The organism is Miltoncostaea oceani (assembly GCF_018141545.1).
In the GTDB taxonomy this organism is placed as follows: domain Bacteria; phylum Actinomycetota; class Thermoleophilia; order Miltoncostaeales; family Miltoncostaeaceae; genus Miltoncostaea; species Miltoncostaea oceani.
In genome coordinates, this window is the sequence record NZ_CP064356.1 from 326,188 (window position 1) to 347,283 (window position 21,096).

21 protein-coding genes are annotated in these 21,096 nt (G+C 75.3%); 17 read left to right on the forward strand and 4 right to left on the reverse strand.

From position 1 onward, the window contains the following. The first annotated feature begins 1 nt into the window (after nucleotide 1). From ctaD to IU369_RS01590, 7 genes are all read left to right on the forward strand, one after another. On the forward strand, nucleotides 2-2,764 hold the full coding sequence (ctaD, locus tag IU369_RS01560; RefSeq protein ID WP_217922810.1) for a cytochrome c oxidase subunit I: 2,763 nt from the start codon (nucleotides 2-4) through the stop codon (nucleotides 2,762-2,764). 3 nt (nucleotides 2,765-2,767) lie between these two features. After that, on the forward strand, nucleotides 2,768-3,397 hold the full coding sequence (locus tag IU369_RS01565; protein WP_217922811.1) for a cytochrome c oxidase subunit 3: 630 nt from the start codon (nucleotides 2,768-2,770) through the stop codon (nucleotides 3,395-3,397). A 29-nt stretch (nucleotides 3,398-3,426) separates the two neighbouring features. Beyond that, entirely contained in the window at nucleotides 3,427-3,843 is a 417-nt protein-coding gene (locus IU369_RS01570) for a c-type cytochrome (protein ID WP_217922812.1), read from the forward strand. A gap of 39 nt (nucleotides 3,844-3,882) precedes the next feature. Beyond that, on the forward strand, nucleotides 3,883-4,587 hold the full coding sequence (locus IU369_RS01575) for an SDR family NAD(P)-dependent oxidoreductase (protein WP_217922813.1): 705 nt from the start codon (nucleotides 3,883-3,885) through the stop codon (nucleotides 4,585-4,587). Further along, on the forward strand, nucleotides 4,584-5,261 hold the full coding sequence (locus IU369_RS01580; RefSeq protein WP_217922814.1) for a M15 family metallopeptidase: 678 nt from the start codon (nucleotides 4,584-4,586) through the stop codon (nucleotides 5,259-5,261). The genes IU369_RS01575 and IU369_RS01580 overlap by 4 nt, the downstream gene beginning before the upstream one ends. A 92-nt stretch (nucleotides 5,262-5,353) precedes the next feature. Further along, on the forward strand, nucleotides 5,354-5,563 hold the full coding sequence (locus tag IU369_RS01585; protein WP_217922815.1) for a hypothetical protein: 210 nt from the start codon (nucleotides 5,354-5,356) through the stop codon (nucleotides 5,561-5,563). Further along, a complete protein-coding gene (locus IU369_RS01590; protein ID WP_217922816.1) occupies nucleotides 5,560-6,000 on the forward strand; it encodes an ester cyclase in 441 nt (146 codons plus the stop codon). The genes IU369_RS01585 and IU369_RS01590 overlap by 4 nt, the downstream gene beginning before the upstream one ends. Here the strand turns inward: IU369_RS01590 and IU369_RS01595 are convergent. Beyond that, nucleotides 5,990-8,725 (reverse strand): helix-turn-helix transcriptional regulator, encoded by a 2,736-nt coding sequence (locus IU369_RS01595; protein ID WP_217922817.1) that lies wholly within the window; start codon nucleotides 8,723-8,725, stop codon nucleotides 5,990-5,992. The two genes, IU369_RS01590 and IU369_RS01595, sit on opposite strands and share 11 nt — an antisense overlap. 125 nt (nucleotides 8,726-8,850) lie before the next feature. Between IU369_RS01595 and IU369_RS01600 the strand changes: the two genes are divergently transcribed. From IU369_RS01600 to IU369_RS01645, 10 genes are read left to right on the forward strand one after another with little or no spacing between them, the layout of a single operon-like run. Continuing rightward, nucleotides 8,851-9,741 (forward strand): UbiA-like polyprenyltransferase, encoded by an 891-nt coding sequence (locus IU369_RS01600; RefSeq protein ID WP_217922818.1) that lies wholly within the window; start codon nucleotides 8,851-8,853, stop codon nucleotides 9,739-9,741. Further along, a complete protein-coding gene (locus IU369_RS01605; protein ID WP_217922819.1) occupies nucleotides 9,742-10,455 on the forward strand; it encodes an ABC transporter ATP-binding protein in 714 nt (237 codons plus the stop codon). After that, nucleotides 10,452-11,150 carry a heme exporter protein CcmB gene (locus IU369_RS01610; RefSeq protein WP_217922820.1) on the forward strand — a complete coding sequence of 233 codons (699 nt, stop codon included), beginning with the start codon at nucleotides 10,452-10,454 and terminating at the stop codon, nucleotides 11,148-11,150. The genes IU369_RS01605 and IU369_RS01610 overlap by 4 nt, the downstream gene beginning before the upstream one ends. Beyond that, nucleotides 11,143-11,838 (forward strand): cytochrome c biogenesis protein, encoded by a 696-nt coding sequence (locus IU369_RS01615; RefSeq protein WP_217922821.1) that lies wholly within the window; start codon nucleotides 11,143-11,145, stop codon nucleotides 11,836-11,838. The genes IU369_RS01610 and IU369_RS01615 overlap by 8 nt, the downstream gene beginning before the upstream one ends. Continuing rightward, entirely contained in the window at nucleotides 11,835-12,026 is a 192-nt protein-coding gene (locus tag IU369_RS01620) for a hypothetical protein (RefSeq protein ID WP_217922822.1), read from the forward strand. Before IU369_RS01615 ends, IU369_RS01620 begins: the two co-directional genes overlap by 4 nt. Nucleotides 12,027-12,061: 35 nt before the next feature. Further along, on the forward strand, nucleotides 12,062-12,691 hold the full coding sequence (locus IU369_RS01625; RefSeq protein WP_217922823.1) for a precorrin-2 dehydrogenase/sirohydrochlorin ferrochelatase family protein: 630 nt from the start codon (nucleotides 12,062-12,064) through the stop codon (nucleotides 12,689-12,691). Further along, the gene (hemA, locus tag IU369_RS01630; RefSeq protein WP_217922824.1) at nucleotides 12,688-13,977 is read left to right on the forward strand and encodes a glutamyl-tRNA reductase; all 1,290 of its coding nucleotides are present in this window, start codon (nucleotides 12,688-12,690) and stop codon (nucleotides 13,975-13,977) included. The genes IU369_RS01625 and hemA overlap by 4 nt, the downstream gene beginning before the upstream one ends. Before the next feature lie 17 nt (nucleotides 13,978-13,994). Continuing rightward, entirely contained in the window at nucleotides 13,995-14,864 is an 870-nt protein-coding gene (gene hemC / locus IU369_RS01635; protein ID WP_281426222.1) for a hydroxymethylbilane synthase, read from the forward strand. Then, on the forward strand, nucleotides 14,861-16,387 hold the full coding sequence (gene cobA / locus IU369_RS01640; RefSeq protein WP_217922825.1) for a uroporphyrinogen-III C-methyltransferase: 1,527 nt from the start codon (nucleotides 14,861-14,863) through the stop codon (nucleotides 16,385-16,387). Before hemC ends, cobA begins: the two co-directional genes overlap by 4 nt. Then, nucleotides 16,384-17,211: an SAM hydrolase/SAM-dependent halogenase family protein gene (locus IU369_RS01645; RefSeq protein WP_217922826.1), complete on the forward strand. Its 828-nt coding sequence runs from the start codon at nucleotides 16,384-16,386 to the stop codon at nucleotides 17,209-17,211. Before cobA ends, IU369_RS01645 begins: the two co-directional genes overlap by 4 nt. Here IU369_RS01645 and IU369_RS01650 read toward each other — a convergent pair. The 3 genes from IU369_RS01650 to IU369_RS01660 are packed head-to-tail and all read right to left on the reverse strand — an operon-like array spanning nucleotide 17,174 to nucleotide 21,068. Then, entirely contained in the window at nucleotides 17,174-18,055 is an 882-nt protein-coding gene (locus IU369_RS01650) for an ATP-grasp domain-containing protein (protein WP_217922827.1), read from the reverse strand. The genes IU369_RS01645 and IU369_RS01650 overlap by 38 nt on opposite strands. Then, nucleotides 18,052-19,428 (reverse strand): sensor histidine kinase, encoded by a 1,377-nt coding sequence (locus IU369_RS01655; protein WP_217922828.1) that lies wholly within the window; start codon nucleotides 19,426-19,428, stop codon nucleotides 18,052-18,054. Before IU369_RS01655 ends, IU369_RS01650 begins: the two co-directional genes overlap by 4 nt. After that, entirely contained in the window at nucleotides 19,425-21,068 is a 1,644-nt protein-coding gene (locus tag IU369_RS01660; protein WP_343233215.1) for an FAD-dependent oxidoreductase, read from the reverse strand. The genes IU369_RS01655 and IU369_RS01660 overlap by 4 nt, the downstream gene beginning before the upstream one ends. Nucleotides 21,069-21,096 lie beyond the last annotated feature (28 nt).

Genomic DNA, 21,096 nt, shown 5'->3' on the forward strand with positions numbered 1-21,096 from the left:
CATGGCCACCCACGCACCCACCCACTCGCACCAGCACGGGCACGACCACCACATGGACCCGCGCCCGCTCTCCTACTGGTGGAAGCGCGCGGTCGTGTGGACCATCGCCGGCTTCATGCTCGGCATGACGGTCGTCTTCCTCGGCCGCACCCTCTTCGGCAACACGCCGACGTGGGAGCCCCAGGTCTACTGGACCTTCGCGTCCGCGCTCGCCGCGATCGGCTTCACGATCGGCATCGGCTGCTGGGACTACTGGTGGCGCTGGATGACCGGCCGGCAGGTCGACCCCGAGGACCACTCGCTCCACGGGGCCGAGAGCTGGAAGGACTACTTCAAGGCCAACACCGATCACAAGGTGATCGGCATCCAGTACATGGTGGCCGTCTTCTTCTTCTTCGCGGTCGGCGGCATCTTCGCGCTGCTGGTCCGTGCGGAGCTGGCGGACTCCGGCCAGACGATCGGCGACGCCGAGACGTACAACGGGCTCTTCAGCGTGCACGCGGCGCTGATGATCTTCCTGTTCGTCATCCCGTCGTTCGTCGGCCTCTCGAACTACGTGCTGCCGATCATGATCGGCGCCAAGGACATGGCGTTCCCGCGCCTGAACGCCCTGTCGTTCTGGCTGCTGATCCCCGGCGGCGTGATGCTCGCCATCTCGCCCGCCTTCGGCGCCTTCTCCGCCGGGTGGACCGCCTACACGCCGCTCGCGACCCAGGGCGGCACCGGGACGACGCTCTTCGAGGTCGGCGTCCAGATCATCGGCGCCAGCTCGATCATGGGGGCGATCAACTTCCTGGTCACCATCTTCACGATGCGCGCGCCGGGCATGACCGTGTGGCGGATGCCGCTGCTGGTCTGGGCCCAGGCGACGACGTCGGCCCTGGTGGTGTTCGGCACGCCGTTCATCGCCGGCTCGCAGTTCATGACGCTCTTCGACCGCGTCATGGGGACGAACTTCTTCGACCCCACCGGCGGCGGCGACGTGATCATGTACCAGCACGTCTTCTGGTTCTACTCGCACCCGGCCGTCTACATCATGATCCTGCCCGGGTTCGGGATCATCAGCGAGGTCATCGCGACCCACTCGCGCAAGCCGATCTTCGGCTACCGGGCGCTCGCGTTCTCGACCGTCGCGATCGCCGTCCTCGGCTTCGGCGTCTGGGCGCACCACATGTTCGTCAGCGGCATGGCCGCGTGGCTGCGCGTGCCCATGATGATCACCACGATCATCATCGCGGTGCCCACGGGCGTGAAGGTGTTCTCGTGGCTCGGGACACTGTGGGGCGGGAAGATCCACCTGCGGACGCCGATGCTCTTCGCGCTCGGCTTCATCACGACGTTCGTGATCGGCGGCCTCTCCGGGGTCATGCTCGGCACGATCCCCGTGGACATCCAGGTGACCGACACCTACTTCGTGGTGGCCCACATCCACTACGTGTTCGTCGGCGGCAGCCTCTTCACGATCATGGCCGGCGTGTACCACTGGTTCCCGAAGATGACCGGCAGGATGTACAACGAGCGCCTCGGGGTCCTGAGCTTCTGGATCACGTTCGTCGGCTTCAACGCGACGTTCCTGCCGATGCACTGGCTCGGCCTGCACGGCATGCCCCGCCGCGTCGCCACCTACGACGACCGCTTCGGCACGCTCAACGCGATCATCAGCGGCGCCTCGCTGATCATGGGCGTCGGGATGCTGGTCTTCGCCTACAACATCATCCAGTCGTGGCGGAAGGGCCCCGCCGCCCCGTGGAACCCCTGGCGCGGCCGGTCGCTCGAGTGGCTCGTGTCGTCCCCGCCGTCGCTGTTCAACTTCGAGGCGACGCCCCAGGTGGTCGGCGGCCCGTACCAGTACGGCGTCCCCGGCGCGCGCCACGCGGTCGTGTTCGCCCCCGAGGAGATCGGCGGCGAGCTCACCGAGACGGAGCGGCGCACGATCCTGGTCATCGCCCGCGAGACCGTCGCGTCCGGCGCGCTCATCGACGAGCTCCGCCGCCGCGCCGGGGAGGGCCTCTGGCGCTTCACGATCGCCGTCCCGACCGAGGGTTCCGACCGCAGGGCCGCCGAGCGCCGCCTGCAGGTGACGCTCTCCGTGCTGGCCGAGGCCGGCATCGACGCGAGCGGCATCGTGGTGGACGGCGACCCGTTCGCGGCCTACGCCACCGTCAGCACCGACGAGGACCTCCACGAGGTCATCCTCGCGACCTACCCGACGGGCCGCTCCGGCTGGATGGCCGACGACATGGTCGACCGCCTCCGCAAGGTCACGAACCTCGGCATCACCCGCGTCGTCGTGCGGCCCGAGGAGGCGACCGAGCCCCTCGCGCGTCCCGGCGTCACCCGGGTGGCCGTCGTCGCGGACGACGCCCTCGGCGGCTCCGCGCTGGTCGAGGCCCTCCGCGACCGCGCCGACGCCCAGCCGCTGGCCGCCGTCATCCTCTACCCGATGGCCCTCGACGGCCCCGGCTGGACGGACGAGGCCGAGGAGACCCGGTCCGCCGCCACCGAGCGCGTCCGGCGCGCCATCGAGGGCCTGCAGGCCGTCGGCGTCCAGGCGCGCGGCGAGGTGCTGGACGGCGACGCCGCCGTCGCCGCCCGCGTCGCGACCGCCGACCACGCAGCCGACCTCATCCTGATCGCCGCCACCCGTGGCGGGAGGCTGGCCTCCGACGACGCGCTGGCGGCCGTCCGGAGCGCGGCGGGCGCCACGCCCGTCGAGCAGATCGTCGTCGATGCGGGGGCCCCGGCCTCCCCGTCCGGGAGCTAGCGCATGGCCACGACCGAGCACGAGGTCCACGCGCCGGCGTCGGGGGCCACGCCCCCGCCCTCGCGGGGCAGCCAGATCAGCATGGGCATGCTCTCGATGATCTTCTTCATCGGGTCCGAGGTGATGCTCTTCGGCTCCCTCTTCGCCGCCTACTTCTTCGTGCGCTTCAACGTCGCCGACCAGTGGCCGCCGCTGAACGCCGAGGGCGAGCCGTTCGAGCTGCCGAAGGTCCTCACCGGCCTCAACACCCTGATCCTGGTCGCCTCCAGCTTCACGCTCCACTGGGGCGAGCACCGGCTCAAGCACTACAACGACCGCAAGGGCCTCGAGCGCGGCCTGCTGGTCACGCTGTTCCTGGGCGCGACCTTCCTGATCATCCAGATCAACGAGTACATCCACCTGGGCTTCACGCCCCAGGACCAGGCGTTCGGCGCGACCTTCTACACGCTGACCGGCTTCCACGGCCTGCACGTGTTCGTCGGCCTGACGCTGCTCACCCTCGCGTTCATCCGGGTGAAGAAGGCGCACGACTTCACGCCCCAGTGGGCGACGCCGCTCGCGGCCGCCAGCCTGTACTGGCACTTCGTCGACGTGGTCTGGGTCCTGCTCTTCGTCCTCGTCTACCTCATATGAGAGGGGCTCGTGTGCGTCACACCGGCCGCGTGGCCGTGGCCATCGCGCTCGGAGCAGGCGTGCTCGCGCTCGCCGGCTGCGGGGGCGACGACTTCGCGGACGCCGACCTGGAGGCGGGCAAGCAGACCTTCGCGACCGCCTGCGCGGGTTGCCACACGCTGAACGACGCGGGGACGCCCCCCGCGAACATCGGCCCGAACCTGGACGACTCGTTCCGCGCCGCCCGCGAGGTCGGGATGAGCGACGAGCAGTTCGCCGGCGTGGTGCAGCGCTGGATCCGCATCGCCCAGAAGCCCATGCCGCGCGACCTCGTCGTCGGTGAGGACGCCCGCAACGTGTCCGCCTACATCGCCGCGGTCGCCGGGGTCGGTGGCGAGAGCACCGTGCGGCCGGCGAACCCGACCCCCGAGGTCCCCCGGGAGTCGCGCCAGGACCAGAACGACTAGGGCGCGACGCGCCGCCTCCCGCCGGATGGGCCGATCGGCGTGAGCGGCCGCCTGGAGGGGACGAGGATCGTGGTGACCGGGGCCTCCCGCGGCCTCGGCCGCGCGGTGGCGGAGGGCGTCGCCGCGGAGGGTGCGTCGCTGGTCGTGACGGCGACGTCGCCGGAACGCCTGGAGGCGACCCGCGCCGCGGTGCGCGCCCGCGGCGGCGAGGCGCACCCGGTGGGACTCGACCTGCGCGACCGCGTCTCGGTGGCCGCGGCCGCCGCCCAGTCGCTGTCCGCCCTCGGGCGGGTCGACGTGCTCGTCAACAACGCGAGCCTGCTGGGCGAGCGCATGCCCCTCGAGACGTACCCCGCGGAGACGTGGGACGAGGTCATGGCCGTCAACGCCACCGGCACCCTCGCGCTGATCCAGGCGCTGCTGCCGGGGATCGCCGACGACGGCGCGATCGTGAACGTCACCTCCGGGGCGGCGGGCCGCGCGGGGTGGGGCGCCTACGCCGTCTCCAAGCTCGCGCTCGAGGGGATCACGGGGATGCTGCGGGAGGAGCTCGCCGACCGCCGCATCCGCTGCGTCGCGGTCAACCCCGGCGGCCTGCGCACCACCATGCGCGCCGCCGCCTACCCGGACGAGGACCCCGCCACCGTCCCGCACCCCTCCACCGTCGTCGAGCCGTTCATCGCGATCGCCGCGGGCGCCGACCCCGGCCCCCGCATCGACGCCGCCACGTGGGGCGGCCGGTGAGGCCGATCCCGCCCCTCGCGTCGACCGAGGGCTGGCGCGAGGTGGACATCGTCCCGCGCGCCGAGCCGCTCGTGCGGGTCGCCGACATCGGGGGGCGCGTCCACGACGACCCCCGGTACCTCGCCGCCGGCCTCCCCGGCGCCCTGCCGGAGGGGTGGGTGCGGGAGGACGTCGCCCGCCGCCTCGCCGCCGTCGCCGCGGGGCTGCCGGACGGCATGACCCTCGTCGTGTGGGACGGCTACCGCCCCATCGCGACGCAGGCCGCGCTGTACGACACGTACCTCGACGAGCTCACGATGGTGCACCCCGACTGGCCGGCCGACGCCCTCGAGGACGCCGCCGCCCGCTACGTGACCCCGCCCTCGCGGTCGGTGGAGGCGCCCCCGCCGCACCTCACCGGCGGCGCCGTCGACCTCACCCTCGGCGACGCCGACGGCCGACCCCTCGACATGGGGACGTCGTTCGACGCCTTCGTCGCCGAGGCCGGCGCCCGCGCGCTCGAGGACGTCCCCGGCCCCGCCCGGGACCTGCGGCGCATCCTGTTCTGGGCGATGTCGGAGCACGGCTTCACCGCCTACGCCGAGGAGTGGTGGCACTACGACCACGGCGACCAGTTCTGGGCGCTCGCGACCGGCCGCCCCGCCCACTACGGCGCCGCCGACCCCCCGGGGTAGGCCGGAAGGTCGAGGGGGATCCCTCACGCGCCGACCGCGGCCCCGGCACTAGCGTCGGGCCGCAACGGTGGCCAGTGAGGGGAGCGCGAGCGATGAGTGCCCGGCACGACGAGCGGTGGACCTCCGCGTCCCGCGACGAGGCGCGCGAGGAGCCGGTCCTCGACCGGCTGGGTCCCCCCGGCTGGCGGGAGTTCACCGCCGCCCGCCACCGGTTCGAGACGACCCTCGCGGTCCAGGGGCTGGAGCGCGCGTTCGCGCGGAACGGAGCCGCCGACGCGCCCCGCCGGCGCGCCGACCCGTGACCCTCACCGGCGCCGTCGCGCGCTACCACGACGCCTGGAACGACCACGACGCCGCGGCCTGCGCGGGCTGCTTCACCCCTGACGGCGTCCGCACGTGGTTCGTCCGCCCGCCGGGGTCCGCCCCGGGCGACCCCTTCCCGACCTTCACCGGGCGCCCGGCGATCGCCGAGGGGATCGCGGACTTCCTGCAGGGGGTGCCGGACCTCGTGCTCGAGGTCGACGCCCTGAGCGAGGGGAGCGACGAGAGGGTGTGGACAGAGTGGCGGGTGACCGGCACCCTGGGCGCGGCGTGGAGCGACCCCGCGGCGCGCGGACGCACCCTCGACCTCGTGGGGGTGTCGGTCTTCCGTGTGGCGCCCGGCGGCCTCGCCGAGGAGCGCGTCTACTGGGACTCCGTGCTGCTGACACCGGGGTCGGAGCGCGCCTTCACCGCCTGAGCGCCCCGGTCGCGACGTGGCGCGCCAGCTCGGTGCGGGACCGCACGCCGAGTTTGCGGTAGATGCTCCCGAGGTGGCGCTCGACCGTCTTCTCCGAGAGGAAGAGGCGGCCGGCGACCTCCCTGTTGGTCGCGCCCTCGGCGACCGCGAGGGCGATCTGCAGCTCCCGCGGCGACAGATCCTCGCCGGGGCGCCCCCCCGCGCGCGGTCGCAGGCGGGCGCCGCTCGCGGCGATCTCCTCGCGCGCCTGGCGCGACCACGGCTGGGCGCCGAGGTCCTCGAAGACCGCCAGCGCCCGCTCGAGGTGCATCCGCGCGTCCGTCCGGCGTCCCGCGCGCCGCAGGCGGGCGCCGTACGCGAGCTCGGTGCGCGCCCGGTCGAACGGGAGGGGGAGGCGCCCGTGCAGCCGGAGGGCCTCGCCGAAGTGGCGGTCGAGGTCGTCATCGATGAGCCCGCGGCACCGGTGGGTCACCGCCAGCGCCCAGACGCCGCCGGTGCGGTGGGCCTGCTCGGACAGGGTCGCGAGCACCCGGCGGGCGTCGTGGACGCGCCCCGCACGCACGTAGGCCTCCACCAGATCCGGCTGCCACGGGACCGTGGCGGGCTCCGCGAGTCCGTGCCGCAGTGTGTCCGCCTCCAACCGGGCCAGGTCCCCGACGGCCCGCTGCGGGTCGCCCTCCCCGAGCGAGGCGAAGCCCAGGGCGGCGCGGGCGTAGGTCTCCGCCGACGCGACGCGCAGCCGTTCCGCGACCTCCAGGGTCTCGGACGCCCGCCGGCGCGCGTCGTCGGTCAGGCCCAGGCCCCCCTCGACGCAGGCCAGGGACGCCGCGGCGTACCCCGACGGACCCATCTGACCCGTCTCGGCGAGCAGGGCGAGCGCCTCCTCGCCGCGGGACCGGGCACGGCCCCATCGCCCGAGGCGGAAGTCCATCTCGCACCCGAAGGCCAGCACGAAGCCGAGGAACCCCACGGCGGCGGATGCCCTTCCCTGATCGATCCACTGATCCAGTCGTGCATCGGTCACCTCGTAGTCGCCGAGCCAGCCGCGCCAGGACGCCGACAGGACGACCATCTGGCCGACGGGCGAGGTGACGTCGACCTCCGCCGTGAGGACGTCGAAGCGCTCGAGCAGGGGGCGCGCGGCCCTCGCCTGGCCGCGGAGGACGAGCGTCCCGGCCAGGTATCCGACGAGGCTGGGCACGCGGGTGGGCCCCTCGGGATCGATGGCGAAGGCCTGCCGCGCGACGGCGAGCGCGGTGTGGCAGTCCCCCGCGATCGTCCGGGTGAGCACCGCGTCGGCGAGCATCGCGGCGGCCGCCGTCGGCGAGCGGGCCGCCTCGTGCCGGGCCCCCTCGACGAGGGTGCGGAAGGCGCCGTCCAGGTCCCCGGCGAGCAGGGTGACCAATCCGCGCAGATGGGTCGCGGCGGCTCCGCCGTCGCGCGCGCCCTCGAGCAGGGAGAGGCTCCACGCCGGGCGTCCGGCGGCCATCGCGAGCTCCGTCGCCCGGAGGCGGCGCGCCGTCGCCGCCGCGGGGTCGCGCGAGAGCGCCGCGGCCCTCTCCAGGGCACCTGCGGCGGCCGAGTACGCCGTGCGCGCGGCGGCCGCCATGGCCGCCTGCTCGAGGGCGGCCGCGGCCTCCTCGTCGGGACCCAGGGTCGCCTCGGCCAGGTGCCATGCGCGCGCCTCCGCGTCGGAGGCGGGATCGAGCGCGTCCGCGATCGCGCGATGCGCCGCGCGCCGCTCGGCGGGCGTGGCCAGCTCGCGAACCACCGACCGGAGCACGGGATGCCGCATGCGGGCGGTGCCGCCGGCGATGACCACCAGCCCGGCCGCCTCCGCCGTGGCGAGGTCCTCCCGGCGTCCGCCCTCCCGCGCGAGGGCGGCGTCGAGCGCGGAGGACCCGGCGTCCTCGCTGATCGCCACCATGAGGCACGCACGCCGTGCCGGCGCGGGCAGCCGGGCGAGCAGGCTCCGGTAGCTGCGCACGAGGGCCTCGCCCGCCCGCGGCGGCCGCGGCGGCGCCCTGACGCCGGCCCGTTCGTCCTCGTCGAGGCCGCGGGGCAGCTCGACGAGCGCGAGCGGGTTGCCGCCCGCGTCGTCGAGGAGCGTCCGGAGCAGGGACTCGTCCGCCCCGGGGAGCGCCGCCCGCAGGAGCCTCCGAGACGACGCCTCGTCCAGTGGCCCCAGCGCGATCTCGTCGATCCCCCCGATGTCGAGGTCGTCGTGCGGGGCACGACGCGAGGTGGCGACGATCGCCACCGGATCGTCCCCGAGCCGCCGTGCGCAGAACAGCAGGGCCTCGCGGCTGGGGACGTCGAGCCAGTGGACGTCATCGACCAGGACGAGGAGCGGGGCCTCAGCGGCGACGACCTCGAGGAGGCCGAGGGCCGCCGCGTACGCCGCGAAGCGGTCCGGCACCGCCGGGGGGCCGAGGGCCATCGCCGCCTCGATCGCCGTGCGCTGCGCCGGCGGGAGGGCGCCACGCCGGTCGAGGACGGGTCGGAGCACGTCCGCGAGTCCGGCGAACGCGAGGCTGGCCTCGGACTCGACCCCGCGCGCCGAGAGCGCGCGGACGCCGGTCGCCGCGCTGCGCAGGTCGTCGAGCAGCGCCGTCTTGCCGATTCCCGGCTCTCCGCGGATCACCACCGCCGCCCCGCGCCCGCGGCGGATGTCCGCGAGGACCTCGCGGAGTCGCGCCCGCTCCCCATCCCGGCCGATGAGCACGCCCCGATGATCCGACCTCCAACCCCCTCCTGTCGAGATCCGCATGCCGGAACGTGCGCGTCGCGAGACGATCGGCCGGGTGGGCCCGTCCGCCGCGCCGGCGGGCCGCGGGTAACATCGGAGCGGTGACCACCTCCCCCCCGGAGGCCGCACCGCGGGCGGCGGGCCTCGGGCTGATCCCGGCCCTCCTGAGCTTCGTGCGCTTCTCGCACACGATTTTCGCGCTGCCCTTCGCGCTGGCCTCGGCCGTCCTCGCCCGCCTCGAGGTCCCCGCCGCCGCGACGCTCGGGTGGATCCTCCTCGCGATGGTCGGGGCCCGCACCCTCGCGATGGCCCTGAACCGCGTCATCGACGCCGACATCGACGCCGCCAACCCGCGCACCGCGTCCCGCGAGCTGCCGTCGGGCCGCCTCGCGCTCGGCCAGGTCGCCGGGCTCTGCGCCGTCAGCCTGGCGATGCTGCTCGTCGCCGTCTCCCAGCTCCCCGAGGAGACGTGGGTGCTGTGGCCCGTCCCCGTCGCCGCCTTCGTGCTCTACCCCCTCGCCAAGCGGGTGACGTGGGCCTGCCACCTCGCGCTCGGCCTCACCATCGGGATCGCGCCGATGGGGGCGTGGCTCGCCGTCACCGGCGACCTCGGCGCGGCGCCCGTCATGCTCGGCCTCGGGGTCGCCCTCTGGATCGCGGGCTTCGACATCATCTACGCGCTCCTCGACGTCGACTTCGACCGCTCACACGGCGTCCACTCCGTCCCCGCGCGCTTCGGCGAGGCGCGCGCGCTCTGGGTCACCCGCGGGCTGCACGCCGGGGCGATCGCCCTGCTCGCCGCCGCGGGCGCCGCCGCCGGCGCCGGGTGGTGGTACGCCGTCGGCGTCGCCCTCTGCGCCCTCGTGCTCCTCTACGAGAACGCGATCGTCCGGCCCGGCGACACCCGCCGCGTGCAGGCGGCCTTCGCGCAGTCGAACGGGCTGCTCGCCGTCGTCTTCCTGGCCTTCACCCTCGCCGACGTCACGCTCTAGATGACCGGTCCGCCGGCCGAGCTGGTGCGGGCGACCGGTCTGGTGAAGCGCTTCGGGGACCGGACCGCCGTCGACCGGGTCGGCCTGGCCGTCGCCGGCGGCGAGTGCCTCGCGGTGCTCGGCCCGAACGGCGCCGGCAAGAGCACGCTGCTGCGGATGGTCGCCACGCTCCTGCGTCCCGAGGCGGGGGAGGTCGAGGTCTGCGGGCACCCCCTCCCGGCGCGCGCCAACCGCGCCCGTGCCGAGATCGGCTACCTCGGGCACGACCCCATGGTCTACCTCGACCTCACCGCGCGGCAGAACCTCGAGCTCTACGCCGACCTCTTCGGCCTGGACGACGCCCGCGACCGGGTCGACCGGGGCCTCGACCGGGTCGGTCTGCTCGCCCGATCATTCGACCCCGTCCGAACGTTCAGCCGCGGGATGGCGCAACGCCTCGGCCTCGCGCGGGCCCTCCTGCACGAGCCGCGGGTGCTGCTGCTCGACGAGCCCTACTCGGGCCTCGACGCCGCCGGCGCCCGCCTGCTCGACGCCGTCCTGGCCGACCTCGGCGACGACCGCGCCGCGATCATCGTCACCCACGAGGTCGAGCGGGGCGTCGCCCTCGCCGGCAGCGTGCTCGTGATGCGGGCCGGGCGGACGGTGCTGCGCGAGTCGCTCGCCGGGGCCGAGGGCCCCGCCTTCCGGCGCCGCTACGAGGAGCTCGTGGCGTGAGCGCCGCACGCCCCGCCTGGCGGCGCCAGCTCCGCGCCCTGCTGCTGAAGGACCTGCGGCTCGAGCTGAGGACGCGGGACACGGTCGTCGCCATGCTGCTTTTCGCGATCGTCGCGATGACCATCTTCCAGTTCGCCGTGGGGTCGCGCGGCGAGGACCTCACCCCCGCCGCCGGGGGGATCCTGTGGGCCGTGCTCGCCCTCACGGCGGTGCTCGGCGTCGGGCGCTCGTGGGTGCCGGAGCGGGAGCAGCGGGTGCTCGACGGCATCCTCGGCGCCCCCGTCCCCCGCGACGTCCTGATGGCGGCGAAGGCGGGGGCCATCTACGCCTACCTCCTGGCCGTCGAGATCGTCGCCGTGCCGGTGATGGCGCTGTTCTTCATCCGGGAGCCCGACCCCGTCGACCTGCTCCTGATCGGTGTCGTATGCCTCATTGCGAACGTCGGGATCGCGGTCCTCGGATCCCTGCTCGCCGTGCTCGCCCTCTTCGCCCGGGCGCGCGAGCTGCTCCTGCCGGTCCTGTTCCTCCCCTCCCTGCTGCCCGTCGTCATCGCCGCGGCGGGCGCGACGCACGCCGTCGCAGCGGGGACGAACGACCTCGCGGAGTACCGGGGCTACTGCCTGTTCCTCGGGGTGTATGCGGTAATCTTCGGGCTTGTGGCCTACGCGACGTACGAGCACGTCTTCGATGACTGACGCGCGTCCGTCCCGGCGTCTGGCGGTCACCGGCGGCGTGTCGGCGGCCCTCGTGCTGCTGGCGACCTACGGGGTGTTCTTCGTCGCGCCCGAGGACGCCGACCAGGGGATCATCCAGAAGATCTTCTACTTCCACGTGGCCATCGCCATCGTCGGCCTCGGCGCCTTCGGCGTCGCCGCGATCTACGGCATCCGCTACCTCCGCTCCCGCGACGAGCGCTTCGACGAGATCTCCTCGATCTCGATCGGCATCGGCCTCGCCTTCTCCGTCCTGGTGGTCATCACCGGGTCGATCTGGGCGAAGGCGTCGTGGGGCACCTGGTGGGTCTGGACCGACCCGCGCCTCGTGACGTTCCTGATCGTCCTGCTGCTCTACGCCGCCTACTTCGTGCTCCGGTCGTCGGCCGAGGGCGAGCGCCAGGCCCGGTACTCGGCCGTCTACTCGGTCGCCGCCTTCGCCTCCGTGCCGCTGTCGTTCTACTCGGTGCGCGTCGCGCGCTCGTTCGTGCACCCCGTCGTCTTCACCCAGAACGGGGCGGACATGCCGAACTCGATGCTGATCTGGTTCGTCGTGACGCTCCTCGCGACGGTCGGCGTCTTCCTGACCCTGCTGCAGATCGAGCTCGTCCAGCGCCGCGCCGACCGCGCGCTGCGCCGGGTCAAGGCGCGCCTGGAGGCGACGGCGTGAGCTCCGGCGGCGAGTACGTGGTCGCGGCGTACGGGGTCGTCCTCTTCGCCCTCCTCGTCTACGTCGTCGTGATCGGGCTCAAGTCGGCGCGCCAGGCGCGCGAGACGGAACTGCTCGCGAAGCTCATCGAGAGCCGGGCGGATGCCGAGGACGACGTCATGGACGCATTGGAGCCGGTGGACCGGTGACCCACGCGCCGGGATCCCCACGCCCCCTCTACCCGATGTTCGTCGACATCGGCGGCCGCCGCTGCCTCGTGGTGGGCGGCGGGACGATCGCGACCGACAAGGCCCGCAAGCTCGTCGAGCACGGCGCCGTCCTGCGCGTCGTGAGCCCCGACGTCACCGCCGAGCTGGCCGCCATGACCGCCGCCGGCGGCGCCGAGCACCGCGGCCGCACCTACCTGCCCGAGGACCTCGACGGCTGCACCCTGGCGTTCGCGGCGACCGACCGCGCCGACGTGAACCGCGCCGTCGCCGCCGACGCGCGGGAGCGGGGGATCCCCTGCAACGTCGCCGACGCCCCCGCCCGCGGCGACTTCACCGTCCCCTCCGTCGTGCGCCGCGGCGACCTCGCGATCGCCGTGTCGACCGGCGGGGCGAGCCCCGTCGTCGCCCGGCACGTCCGGCGGCGGATCGAGGAGGCCTACGGACCCGAGTGGGAGGCGCTGATCGCGTTGCTGCGCGACCTGCGCGGCGACCTCAAGGCCCGCCACCGCGACATGCCCGGCCGCCGGGCCGCGGTCGAGCGCCTGATGGAGTCCGACGTCCTGCGGCGCCTCGCCGAGGGCGACGACGACGGCGCCCGCGCGCTCGCGCGCCGCGTGCTCGACCTCGAGGGGGTGGCGGCGTGAACCTCCTCGTCCTCGGCCTCTCCCACAAGACCGCGCCGGTCGAGCAGCGCGAGAAGGCGGCGCTCTCCGACAGCGCCGCCCGCCAGATGCTCCGCGAGCTGATGGCCCACGGCACCGTCGACGAGGCCATCGCCCTCTCGACCTGCAACCGCACCGAGGTCTACGTCGGCACGCCCGACCCCCTCCGCGCCGAGGACGCCGTCGCCGCCGCGATCGTCGCCCACACCAAGATCTCCGGCGAGGAGCTCGCCTGCGCCCGCTACGTGCTGCGCGACGACCGCGCCGCCGCGCAGCTCTTCCGGGTGACGTCGAGCCTCGACTCGATGGTCATCGGAGAGAGCGAGATCCAGGGTCAGGTGCGCTCCGCCTGGGACCTCGCCGTCGAGGAGGGCAGCGCCGGCCCGCTCCTCAACCAGCTGTTCCGCCAGGCGATCGAGGTCGGCAAGAGCATCCGCACGCGCACGCGCATCGGGTCGGGGTCGTCGTCGGTCCCCGCCGTCGCGCTCGACCTGGCCGAGGACGTCCTGTCCGACCTGCCGGGCCGGCGGGTGCTGGTGATCGGCGCGGGCCGCATGGCCGAGGCGACGACCCTCGCCCTCATGCAGCACGGCGTCCGCGACGTCGTCGTCGCCAACCGGACCGTCGGGACCGCCCGCACCCTCGCCGAGCGCTTCGGGGGCCGCGGCGTGGGCTTCGACCGGATCGACGAGGAGCTGCGGGGCGCCGACATCGTCATCTCCTCGACCGACGCGCCCCACCCGATCCTCGGCCCCGACGAGATCTCCCCCGTCATGGCCGACCGCGCCGACCGGCCGATGGTCGTCGTCGACATCTCCGTCCCCCGCGACGTGGACGCCGCCGTCGCCGCGGTGCCCGGGGTCGCGCTCTACGACATCGACGACCTCGAGCGCGTCGTCGAGGCCAACATCAACGGCCGCCGCCTCGAGGCCGAGCGCGGCGAGGGCTTCGTCATCGGCGCCGTCCAGGGCTTCTCGGCGTGGCGCCGCGGCCTGTCCGCCACCCCCGCGATCACGTCGCTGCGCCAGCGCGCCGAGGCGATCCGCCGGGGCGAGCTCGAGCGGATCGAGAGCCAGTGGGACTCCCCGCTCACCGACGCCGACCGCGAGCGCCTCGAGGCCCTCACCAAGAGCATCGTCAACAAGCTCCTCCACGAGCCGACCGTACGCGTGAGGGCGGCCGCCGAGGGTGGCGACGGCGAGGCCCTGCGCCACCTCGAGAGCCTGCGTCACCTCTTCGGGCTCGAGGCGCAGACCGGCACGAACTAGCCGCCGTCCGCATCGTCATCGCCACGCGGCAGTCGCCGCTCGCCCTCGCCCAGACCGGCCTGGTGGCGGACGCCCTGCGCGCGGCCGGCCACACGCCGGAGCTGCTCGGGCTGACCACCACCGGCGACCGCTGGAGCGCATCCGGCACCGGCCCCGCCCCCGACAAGGGGCTGTTCGTGAAGGAGCTCGAGGAGGCCCTCCGCGACGGCCGCGCCGACGTGGCCGTCCACTCCGCGAAGGACCTCCCCGGCGAGCTGCCGGCGGGGCTCGCGGTGCTCGCCGTCCCCCCGCGGGAGGACCCCCGCGACGTGATCGTCGGCCCCGGCGACGGGCTCGACGGCCTGCCCGCCGGCGCGCGCGTCGCGACGGGCAGCCCGCGCCGCGCCGCGCAGGTGCTCGCCGCCCGCCCCGACCTCGTGATCGTCCCGATCCGCGGCAACGTCGGCACCCGCCTCGACAAGCTCGCCCGGGGCGACGCCGACGCCCTCGTGCTCGCCGCCGCGGGCCTCCGCCGCCTCGGCCTCGCGCCCGCCGGCATGGTGGCCCTGCCCGTCGCGGTCTCGACCCCCGCCCCTGGCCAGGGCCTGCTCGCCGTCGAGGGCCGCCCCGGCGCCCCCGCCGCCGCGGCCGCCGCGGCGGTGCTCGACGACGCCGACGCCCACGCGTGTCTGCGCGCCGAGCGCGCCGTCCTCGCGGCGCTCGGCGGCGGCTGCCTCGAACCGATCGGCGCCCTCTGCGAGGTCCACGCCGGCGGGCTGCGGATGACCGCCTTCGCGGGATCCGCCGACGGGTCCCGTGGCGAGCGCGTCGTCGTGGAGGGCCCGCGTGACGACCCCGAGGGGCTCGGGGCGGCCGCGGCGGAGCGCCTCGCGGGGGTCCGCCGGTGAGCGGGTTCGTCCACCTCGTCGGCGCGGGACCGGGCGACCCCGGCCTGCTGACCGTGGCGGGCCGGAGGGCCCTCGAGCGGGCGGAGGTCGTCGTCTACGACCGCCTCGGCACCGAGGAGCTGATGCCGCTCTGCCCGCCGGACGCGGTCCTGCTCAACGCGGGCAAGTCACCGGGCCGCCAGGCCATGACGCAGGACGAGATCAACGCGGCGCTCGTCGAGCACGGCGCGGCGGGGCGCCGTGTGGTGCGCCTCAAGGGCGGCGACCCCTTCGTCTTCGGCCGGGGGGGCGAGGAGGCGGAGGCCCTGCGCGCCGCCGGCGTCGAGTACGCCGTCGTCCCCGGCATCACCAGCGCCATCGCCGCCCCCGCCTACGCGGGCATCCCCGTCACGCACCGCGGCGTGGCGACGTCGTTCACCGTCGTCACCGGCCACGAGGACCCGACGAAGGAGTCCGAGCAGACCGACTGGGATGCGCTCGCCCGCGTCCCCGGGACGCTCGTGATCCTCATGGGCATGGGGCGCCTCGCGGCCATCTCGGCGGCGCTGATCGCCGGCGGCCGCCCGCCCGGCCAGCCCGCCGCCGCCGTGCAGTGGGGCACGACCCCCCGCCAGCGCCGGGTGGTCGCGACCCTCGGCGACCTGCCGGCACGGGTCCGCGAGGAGGGCCTCGGCTCGCCCGCCGTCGTGGTCGTCGGCCCCGTCGCCGGGCTCGCGGAGGGCATCGACTGGATCGAGCGCCGGCCGTTGCGCGGCCGGACGGTGGTGGTCACGCGGGCGCGCGCCCAGGCCAGCGAGCTGTCGGACCGCCTCCGCGCCCTCGGCGCCGCCGTCGTCGAGCTGCCCGCGATCCGCATCTCCCCGCTGCCCGGCACGCCGGAGCTCGACGACGCCCTCACGCGCCTCGACGGCTACGGCCTGATCGTGCTGACGAGCGTCAACGGCGTCGACGCCCTGTTCGCGGCGCTCGCCGCCCGCGGACGCGACGCACGCGCGCTGCCCGCCGCCGCGACGGTCGTCGCGATCGGCCCCGCCACCGCCGAGCGGCTCGCCGCGCACGGGGTGCGCGCCGACCTGGTCCCGGAGCGCTTCGTCGCCGAGGGCATCCTGGAGTCGCTGGCGCAGACGCCCCTCGACGGCGTCCCGGTGCTCGTGGCGCGGGCCCGCGGGTCCCGTCCGGAGCTCGTCGACGGCCTCCGCGCACGCTGCGCCCACGTCGACGAGGTGGAGCTCTACGAGGCGGTGCCGGAGCCCGCCGACCCGGACGCGGTCGCCGCCGCCCTCGCCGCGAGCCACCTGACGTTCACGGCCTCCTCGACCGTCCGCAGCTTCATGGGCCTCCTCGGCCCCGGCGAGCGCGCCGCCCTGCGCGGCGGCCCGCGGGTCGTGTCCATCGGACCGGTCACCAGCGACACCGCCCGCGCCGAGGGCCTCGAGGTGCACGCCGAGGCCGCCGAGCACACGATCCCCGGGCTGGTCGCGGCGCTCCTCGCCGACGTGGCCGCGGCGGCACCCGCGCCGTGAGCGCCCCCGGCCCCCGGCCGGTGGTCGCGTTCCTCACCGACTTCGGCGCCGGCAGCGAGCACGTCGGCGCCCTCCACGCCGTCGTCGCCGCCGGATGCCCCGCGGCCGACCGGATCGACCTCGCCCACGACCTCGTCGCCGGGGACATCCGCGCCGGGGCGCTCGTCCTGGCCCGCCTCGTCCCGTTGCTGCCGGGCGCCGTCCACGTCGCCGTCGTCGACCCCGGCGTCGGCACCGACCGCCGGGCCGTCGTCGTCTCCCTGGAGGGGGGCGGCGCCCTCGTCGGCCCCGACAACGGTCTGCTCGGACCCGCCGCGACGGCGGTGGGGGCCACCGGCGCCGTGGCGCTGCACCCCCTGCCGGACGACGCCCCCGCGACGTTCCACGGCCGCGACCTGTTCGCGCCGGCGGCCTCCCGCCTCGCCGCGGGGGAGTCCCCCGGCGCGCTCGGCACGCCCGTCGACCCGGCGGGGCTGCGGATGCCCGACCTGCCGCCGCCCCGCGTCGGCGACGGGACCCTCGCCGCCGAGGTGGTGCTCGTCGACCGCTACGGCAACGTGCAGCTCCTCGCCGGCGCCGCCGACCTGGAGCGCGCCGGGTTCACGGCGGGGGACCGCATCAGCGCGTCCGTGACCGACCGTCCCCACCCCGTCACCGTGGCGCGGGCGTTCGGGGACGTCGCGCCGAAGGGGATGCTCGTGCACGTCGACTCCCACGGCATGGTCGCGATCGCCGTCAACGGCGGGGACGCCGCACGCCGCATCGGCGCCGCCCCCGGCGACCTGCTCACCCTCGCGCGGTGGCCCCTCCCCGCCGCGCCGTGATGGCCGCCGCCATCGTCGCGGCCGTGCCCGGCACGTGGGCGAGGAACAGGGACGGCTCGACGAGCTCCAGCTCCAGCACCACCGGCGCCCCGTCCGGACCCGGCACGAGGTCGACCCGGGCGTAGAGCAGGTCGGCGGCGCCCCCCGGGACCGCGGCGAGGGCGAGGGCCCCGACCCGCATCTCGTCGGCGGTCGCCGTCGCCGGGCGGATGTCCTCCTCGACGAACAGGTCCCCCACGACCTGCAGCCCCGGCACCAGCATCGGCCCCTTGCGCGCCGCGTGGCTGAACGCGCCGCCGATGTGGACGAGGGCCGTCTCGCCACGGACCCCCTCCACCGCGGCCAGGTAGGGCTGCGCCATCGCCGTGCGCCCGTCGGCGTGGAGCCGCGCGACGTGCTCCGCCGCCGCCGCGCGCTCGTGGGCGCCGTACCGCGCCGTGTCGATCGACCCGGCGGAGACCGCGGGCTTCACCACGACCTCCCCGCCGGGCCAGTCCATCGCCTCGCCGGGCTCCGCGAAGGCCGTCGGCACCACCGGCACCCCGGCGGCGGCCAGGTCGGCGAGGTACCGCTTCTCGCTGCTCCACGACAGCACCCGCGGCGGGTTCGCGAGGTCCGTGACCGCCGCCGTGCGCGCCGCCCAGGCGAGCATCTCGTCACGGCGCCGGGGGTAGTCCCAGACGGAGCGCACCACCGCGAGGTCGAACGCCGCCCAGTCCACCGCCGGGTCGTCCCAGTCGACCAGCTCCCACGGCACCCCGTGGGCGTCGAGCGCGGCGGTGAGCGGGGGCAGGTCGTCGTCGAGGCCGCGGGCGACCGCCGCCGTGACCAGCGCCACCGTCACGCGGTGACCGGCAGCCGCACCTCGAACCGCGTCCGCCCCGGCGCCGACTCGAGGCGCACCTGGCCGCGGTGGTTCTCGACGATCCGGCGGACGATGTCGAGCCCGAGGCCCGTCCCCCCGCCGACGTCCTTCGTGGTGAAGAACGGCTCGAACAGCCGGCTCTGCAGCTCGGGGGGGACCCCGGGGCCGTCGTCGATGACCGACACCGAGATCGCGTCGCCGGCGCGGGCGGTGCGGATCGTGATCGTCCCGTGGCCGTCGACCGCGTCGATGGCGTTGTCGATCAGGTTCGTCCAGACCTGGTTGAGCTGGGACGCGTGGACCGTGACGGGCGGCAGGTCGCGGTCGTAGTCGCGCTCCACCCGCACGTCCCCCCGGCGCAACTCGTGCGCCAGCATCGTGAGGGTGCTCTCGATGCCGTCGTGGACGTCGATCGTCTGGGTCCGCGCCTCGTCCATGTGCGTGTAGTCCTTCACCGACGCGACGATCGCCGAGATGCGGCCGGTGCTCTCGTGCAGGTCGGCGACGAGGCCGCGGGCGGTCAGCGACGCCGCGACCCACTCGAGCGCCGGGCCGAGCGCGGAGCCGGCGTGGGCGGCGACGCGGTCCACCCACTCGGCGCCGACCCCGGCCTCGGCGAGCGGCGGGGCGAGACGCCAGCCCTCCAGGCCGCGGGCGTCGAGGAGGTCGGCGAGGGCGTCCTCGCGGTCCGCGGCCTCCATCGCCCCGCCGGCGCCCCCCTCGGCGACGTGGGCGGCGGCCTCCTGCTGCAGGGCGACGAGCGCCTCCGCGTCGACGCGCTCGACCCCGCACGACACGAAGCTGCGCAGCGTGCTGTCGAGGGTCTCCAGCGCCCGGCCGAGGTCGGACGCGCTGCGGCGGGCGGCCGCCGCCGGGTTGTTGAGCTCGTGGGCGAGGCCGGCGGAGAGCGTGCCGAGGGCGATCAGCTTCTCGCGTTCCCGCAGCACCGCCTCGGCCCCCTGGTGGACGGGGGCGATCAGGCCGAGCGAGCCCCGCAGGACGCTCGGCACGTCCCGCAGCAGGCGCCGGAACTCGTCGCCCGGCACGACGATCATGCGGGCGTCGCTGACGATCCGCCCCGTCGCCGCCGATGGCTCGTCGGTGAGGAGGTTCATCGCCCCGAAGTAGGTGGGGGCGGGCCGCGAGGCGAGGACCACCTCCTCGCCCCCGATGTCGCGGACCCACTCGATGACGCCGGACGTCAGCACGCAGAAGCGGTCCGCGGGACCGCCCTCGCGCACCGCCACCGCCCCGGCCGGCAGGTCCTCCTCGTGGGCGGAGGCCGCCAGCGCGGCGAGGCACTCCTCGCCGACCTCGGCGAACAGGTCGACCCGTCGCAGCGCGTCGATCACGCGAGCGTCCCCAGGTACTGGTGCACGAGCTGCACCGCCATCGACCCGTCGCCGACGGCCCCCGCGACCCGCTTGATCGACTGGTGCCGCACGTCGCCCGCCACGAACACGCCGGGCAGGCTCGACTCGAGCAGCAGCGGCGCCCGCTCCAGCGGCCACGCGGGGCGCACCCCGGGGGCGCGCAGGTCGGGCCCGGCGAGGATGAACCCGTGGTCGTCGCGGGCGACGACGCCCGACAGCCACTCCGTGTTCGGGTGGGCGCCGATGAAGATGAACATCGCCCCGGCGGGGACGCGCTCCTCGGCGCCGGTGTCGCGGTCGCGGATGGTGATCCCCTCCAGCCCGCCGGACCCGTCGACCGCCACGACCTCGGCGCGGAGCCGCACGTCGACGCCGGGGGAGGCGTCGATGCGGTCGGTCAGGTAGCGGGACATCCCGTCGCGCAGGTCGCGGCCGCGGCACAGGATCGTCACCCGCTCCGCGAACCCGGCGAAGTAGAGCGCCGCCTGCCCGGCCGAGTTCGCGCCGCCGACGATGTAGACCCGCTCGCCGCGCAGGCCGGGCGCCTCGGCGCGCGAGCCGCCGTAGTAGACGCCGCGACCGGTGAGCGCGTCGGCGCCCGGCACGTCGAGCCGCCGGTACTGCACCCCCGTCGCGACCACGACCGCGTGCCCCGCGATCTCGTCGCCGCCCGCGAGTCGCAGCACCCGCGCCGGCCCGCGCGCCTCCAGGCCCACGGCGTCCTGCACGGAGAGGAGCTGCGCGCCGAACCGCTGCGCCTGGGCGGTCGCGCGCCGCGTCAGGTCGGCGCCGGAGAGTCCGACCGGGAAGCCGAGGTAGTTCTCGATGCGCGAGCTCTGGCCGGCCTGCCCGCCGGGCGCGTCCCGCTCGACCAGCACGGTCCGAAGGCCCTCGGAGGCGCCGTACACCGCCGCGGCGAGGCCGGCGGGGCCGCCCCCGACGACGACCAGGTCGTGGAACGGCGCGTCGGCGCGGGTCGTGAGGCCGACCCGCTCCGCGACCTGCAGCGTCGTCGGCGCGCTCAGCACCCCGCCGTCGGGGAACACCAGCACCGGCAGACGCGACGGGTCGGCCCCCCCGGCGTCGAGCAGCACCCGGGCCTCCGGGTCGAGCTCCGCGTCGAGCCAGCGGTACGGGACGTTGTTGCGGGCGAGGAAGTCCTTCAGCTCGTGCGACTCGCGGGAGAGGCGGTGGCCGACGACGCGGATGCCGACCTCGCCCGTCACGCCCGCCTGCCAGTCCGACAGGAGGTCGTCGATGACGGGGTAGAGCTGCTCCTCCGGCGGGTCCCACGGCTTCATCAGGTAGTGGTCGAGCGCGACGCGGTTGATCGCGTCGATCGCCGCCTGGGTGTCGGCGTACGCCGTGAGGAGCACCCGCTTCGCCTCGGGGACGACCCCGAGGGCGCGCTCCAGGAACTCGACGCCCGTCATCGCCGGCATCCGCTGGTCGGCGAGCAGCAGCGCGACCCGCTCCTCGCGCAGCGCGACCTGCCCGAGCATCTCCAGGCCCTGCGCGCCCGACTCGGCCCGCAGCACCCGGAACCGCTCGCCGTACTGCCGGCGCAGGTCGCGCTGGACGGCGCGCGACACGCCGGGGTCGTCGTCGACGCTGATCATCACCGGCTTGACGTCGCGCGGGGTCGCC

Bases quoted from the DNA above. Each gene is read 5' to 3' on its own strand.
- IU369_RS01605 (WP_217922819.1), top strand. From the start codon at position 9,742: ATGACCGGTCCGCCGGCCGAGCTGGTGCGGGCGACCGGTCTGGTGAAG.
- IU369_RS01625 (WP_217922823.1), top strand. From the start codon at position 12,062: ATGTTCGTCGACATCGGCGGCCGCCGCTGCCTCGTGGTGGGCGGCGGG.
- IU369_RS01585 (WP_217922815.1), top strand. From the start codon at position 5,354: ATGAGTGCCCGGCACGACGAGCGGTGGACCTCCGCGTCCCGCGACGAG.
- ctaD (WP_217922810.1), top strand. From the start codon at position 2: ATGGCCACCCACGCACCCACCCACTCGCACCAGCACGGGCACGACCAC.
- IU369_RS01615 (WP_217922821.1), top strand. From the start codon at position 11,143: ATGACTGACGCGCGTCCGTCCCGGCGTCTGGCGGTCACCGGCGGCGTG.
- IU369_RS01565 (WP_217922811.1), top strand. From the start codon at position 2,768: ATGGCCACGACCGAGCACGAGGTCCACGCGCCGGCGTCGGGGGCCACG.
- IU369_RS01660 (WP_343233215.1), bottom strand. From the start codon at position 21,068: ATGATCAGCGTCGACGACGACCCCGGCGTGTCGCGCGCCGTCCAGCGC.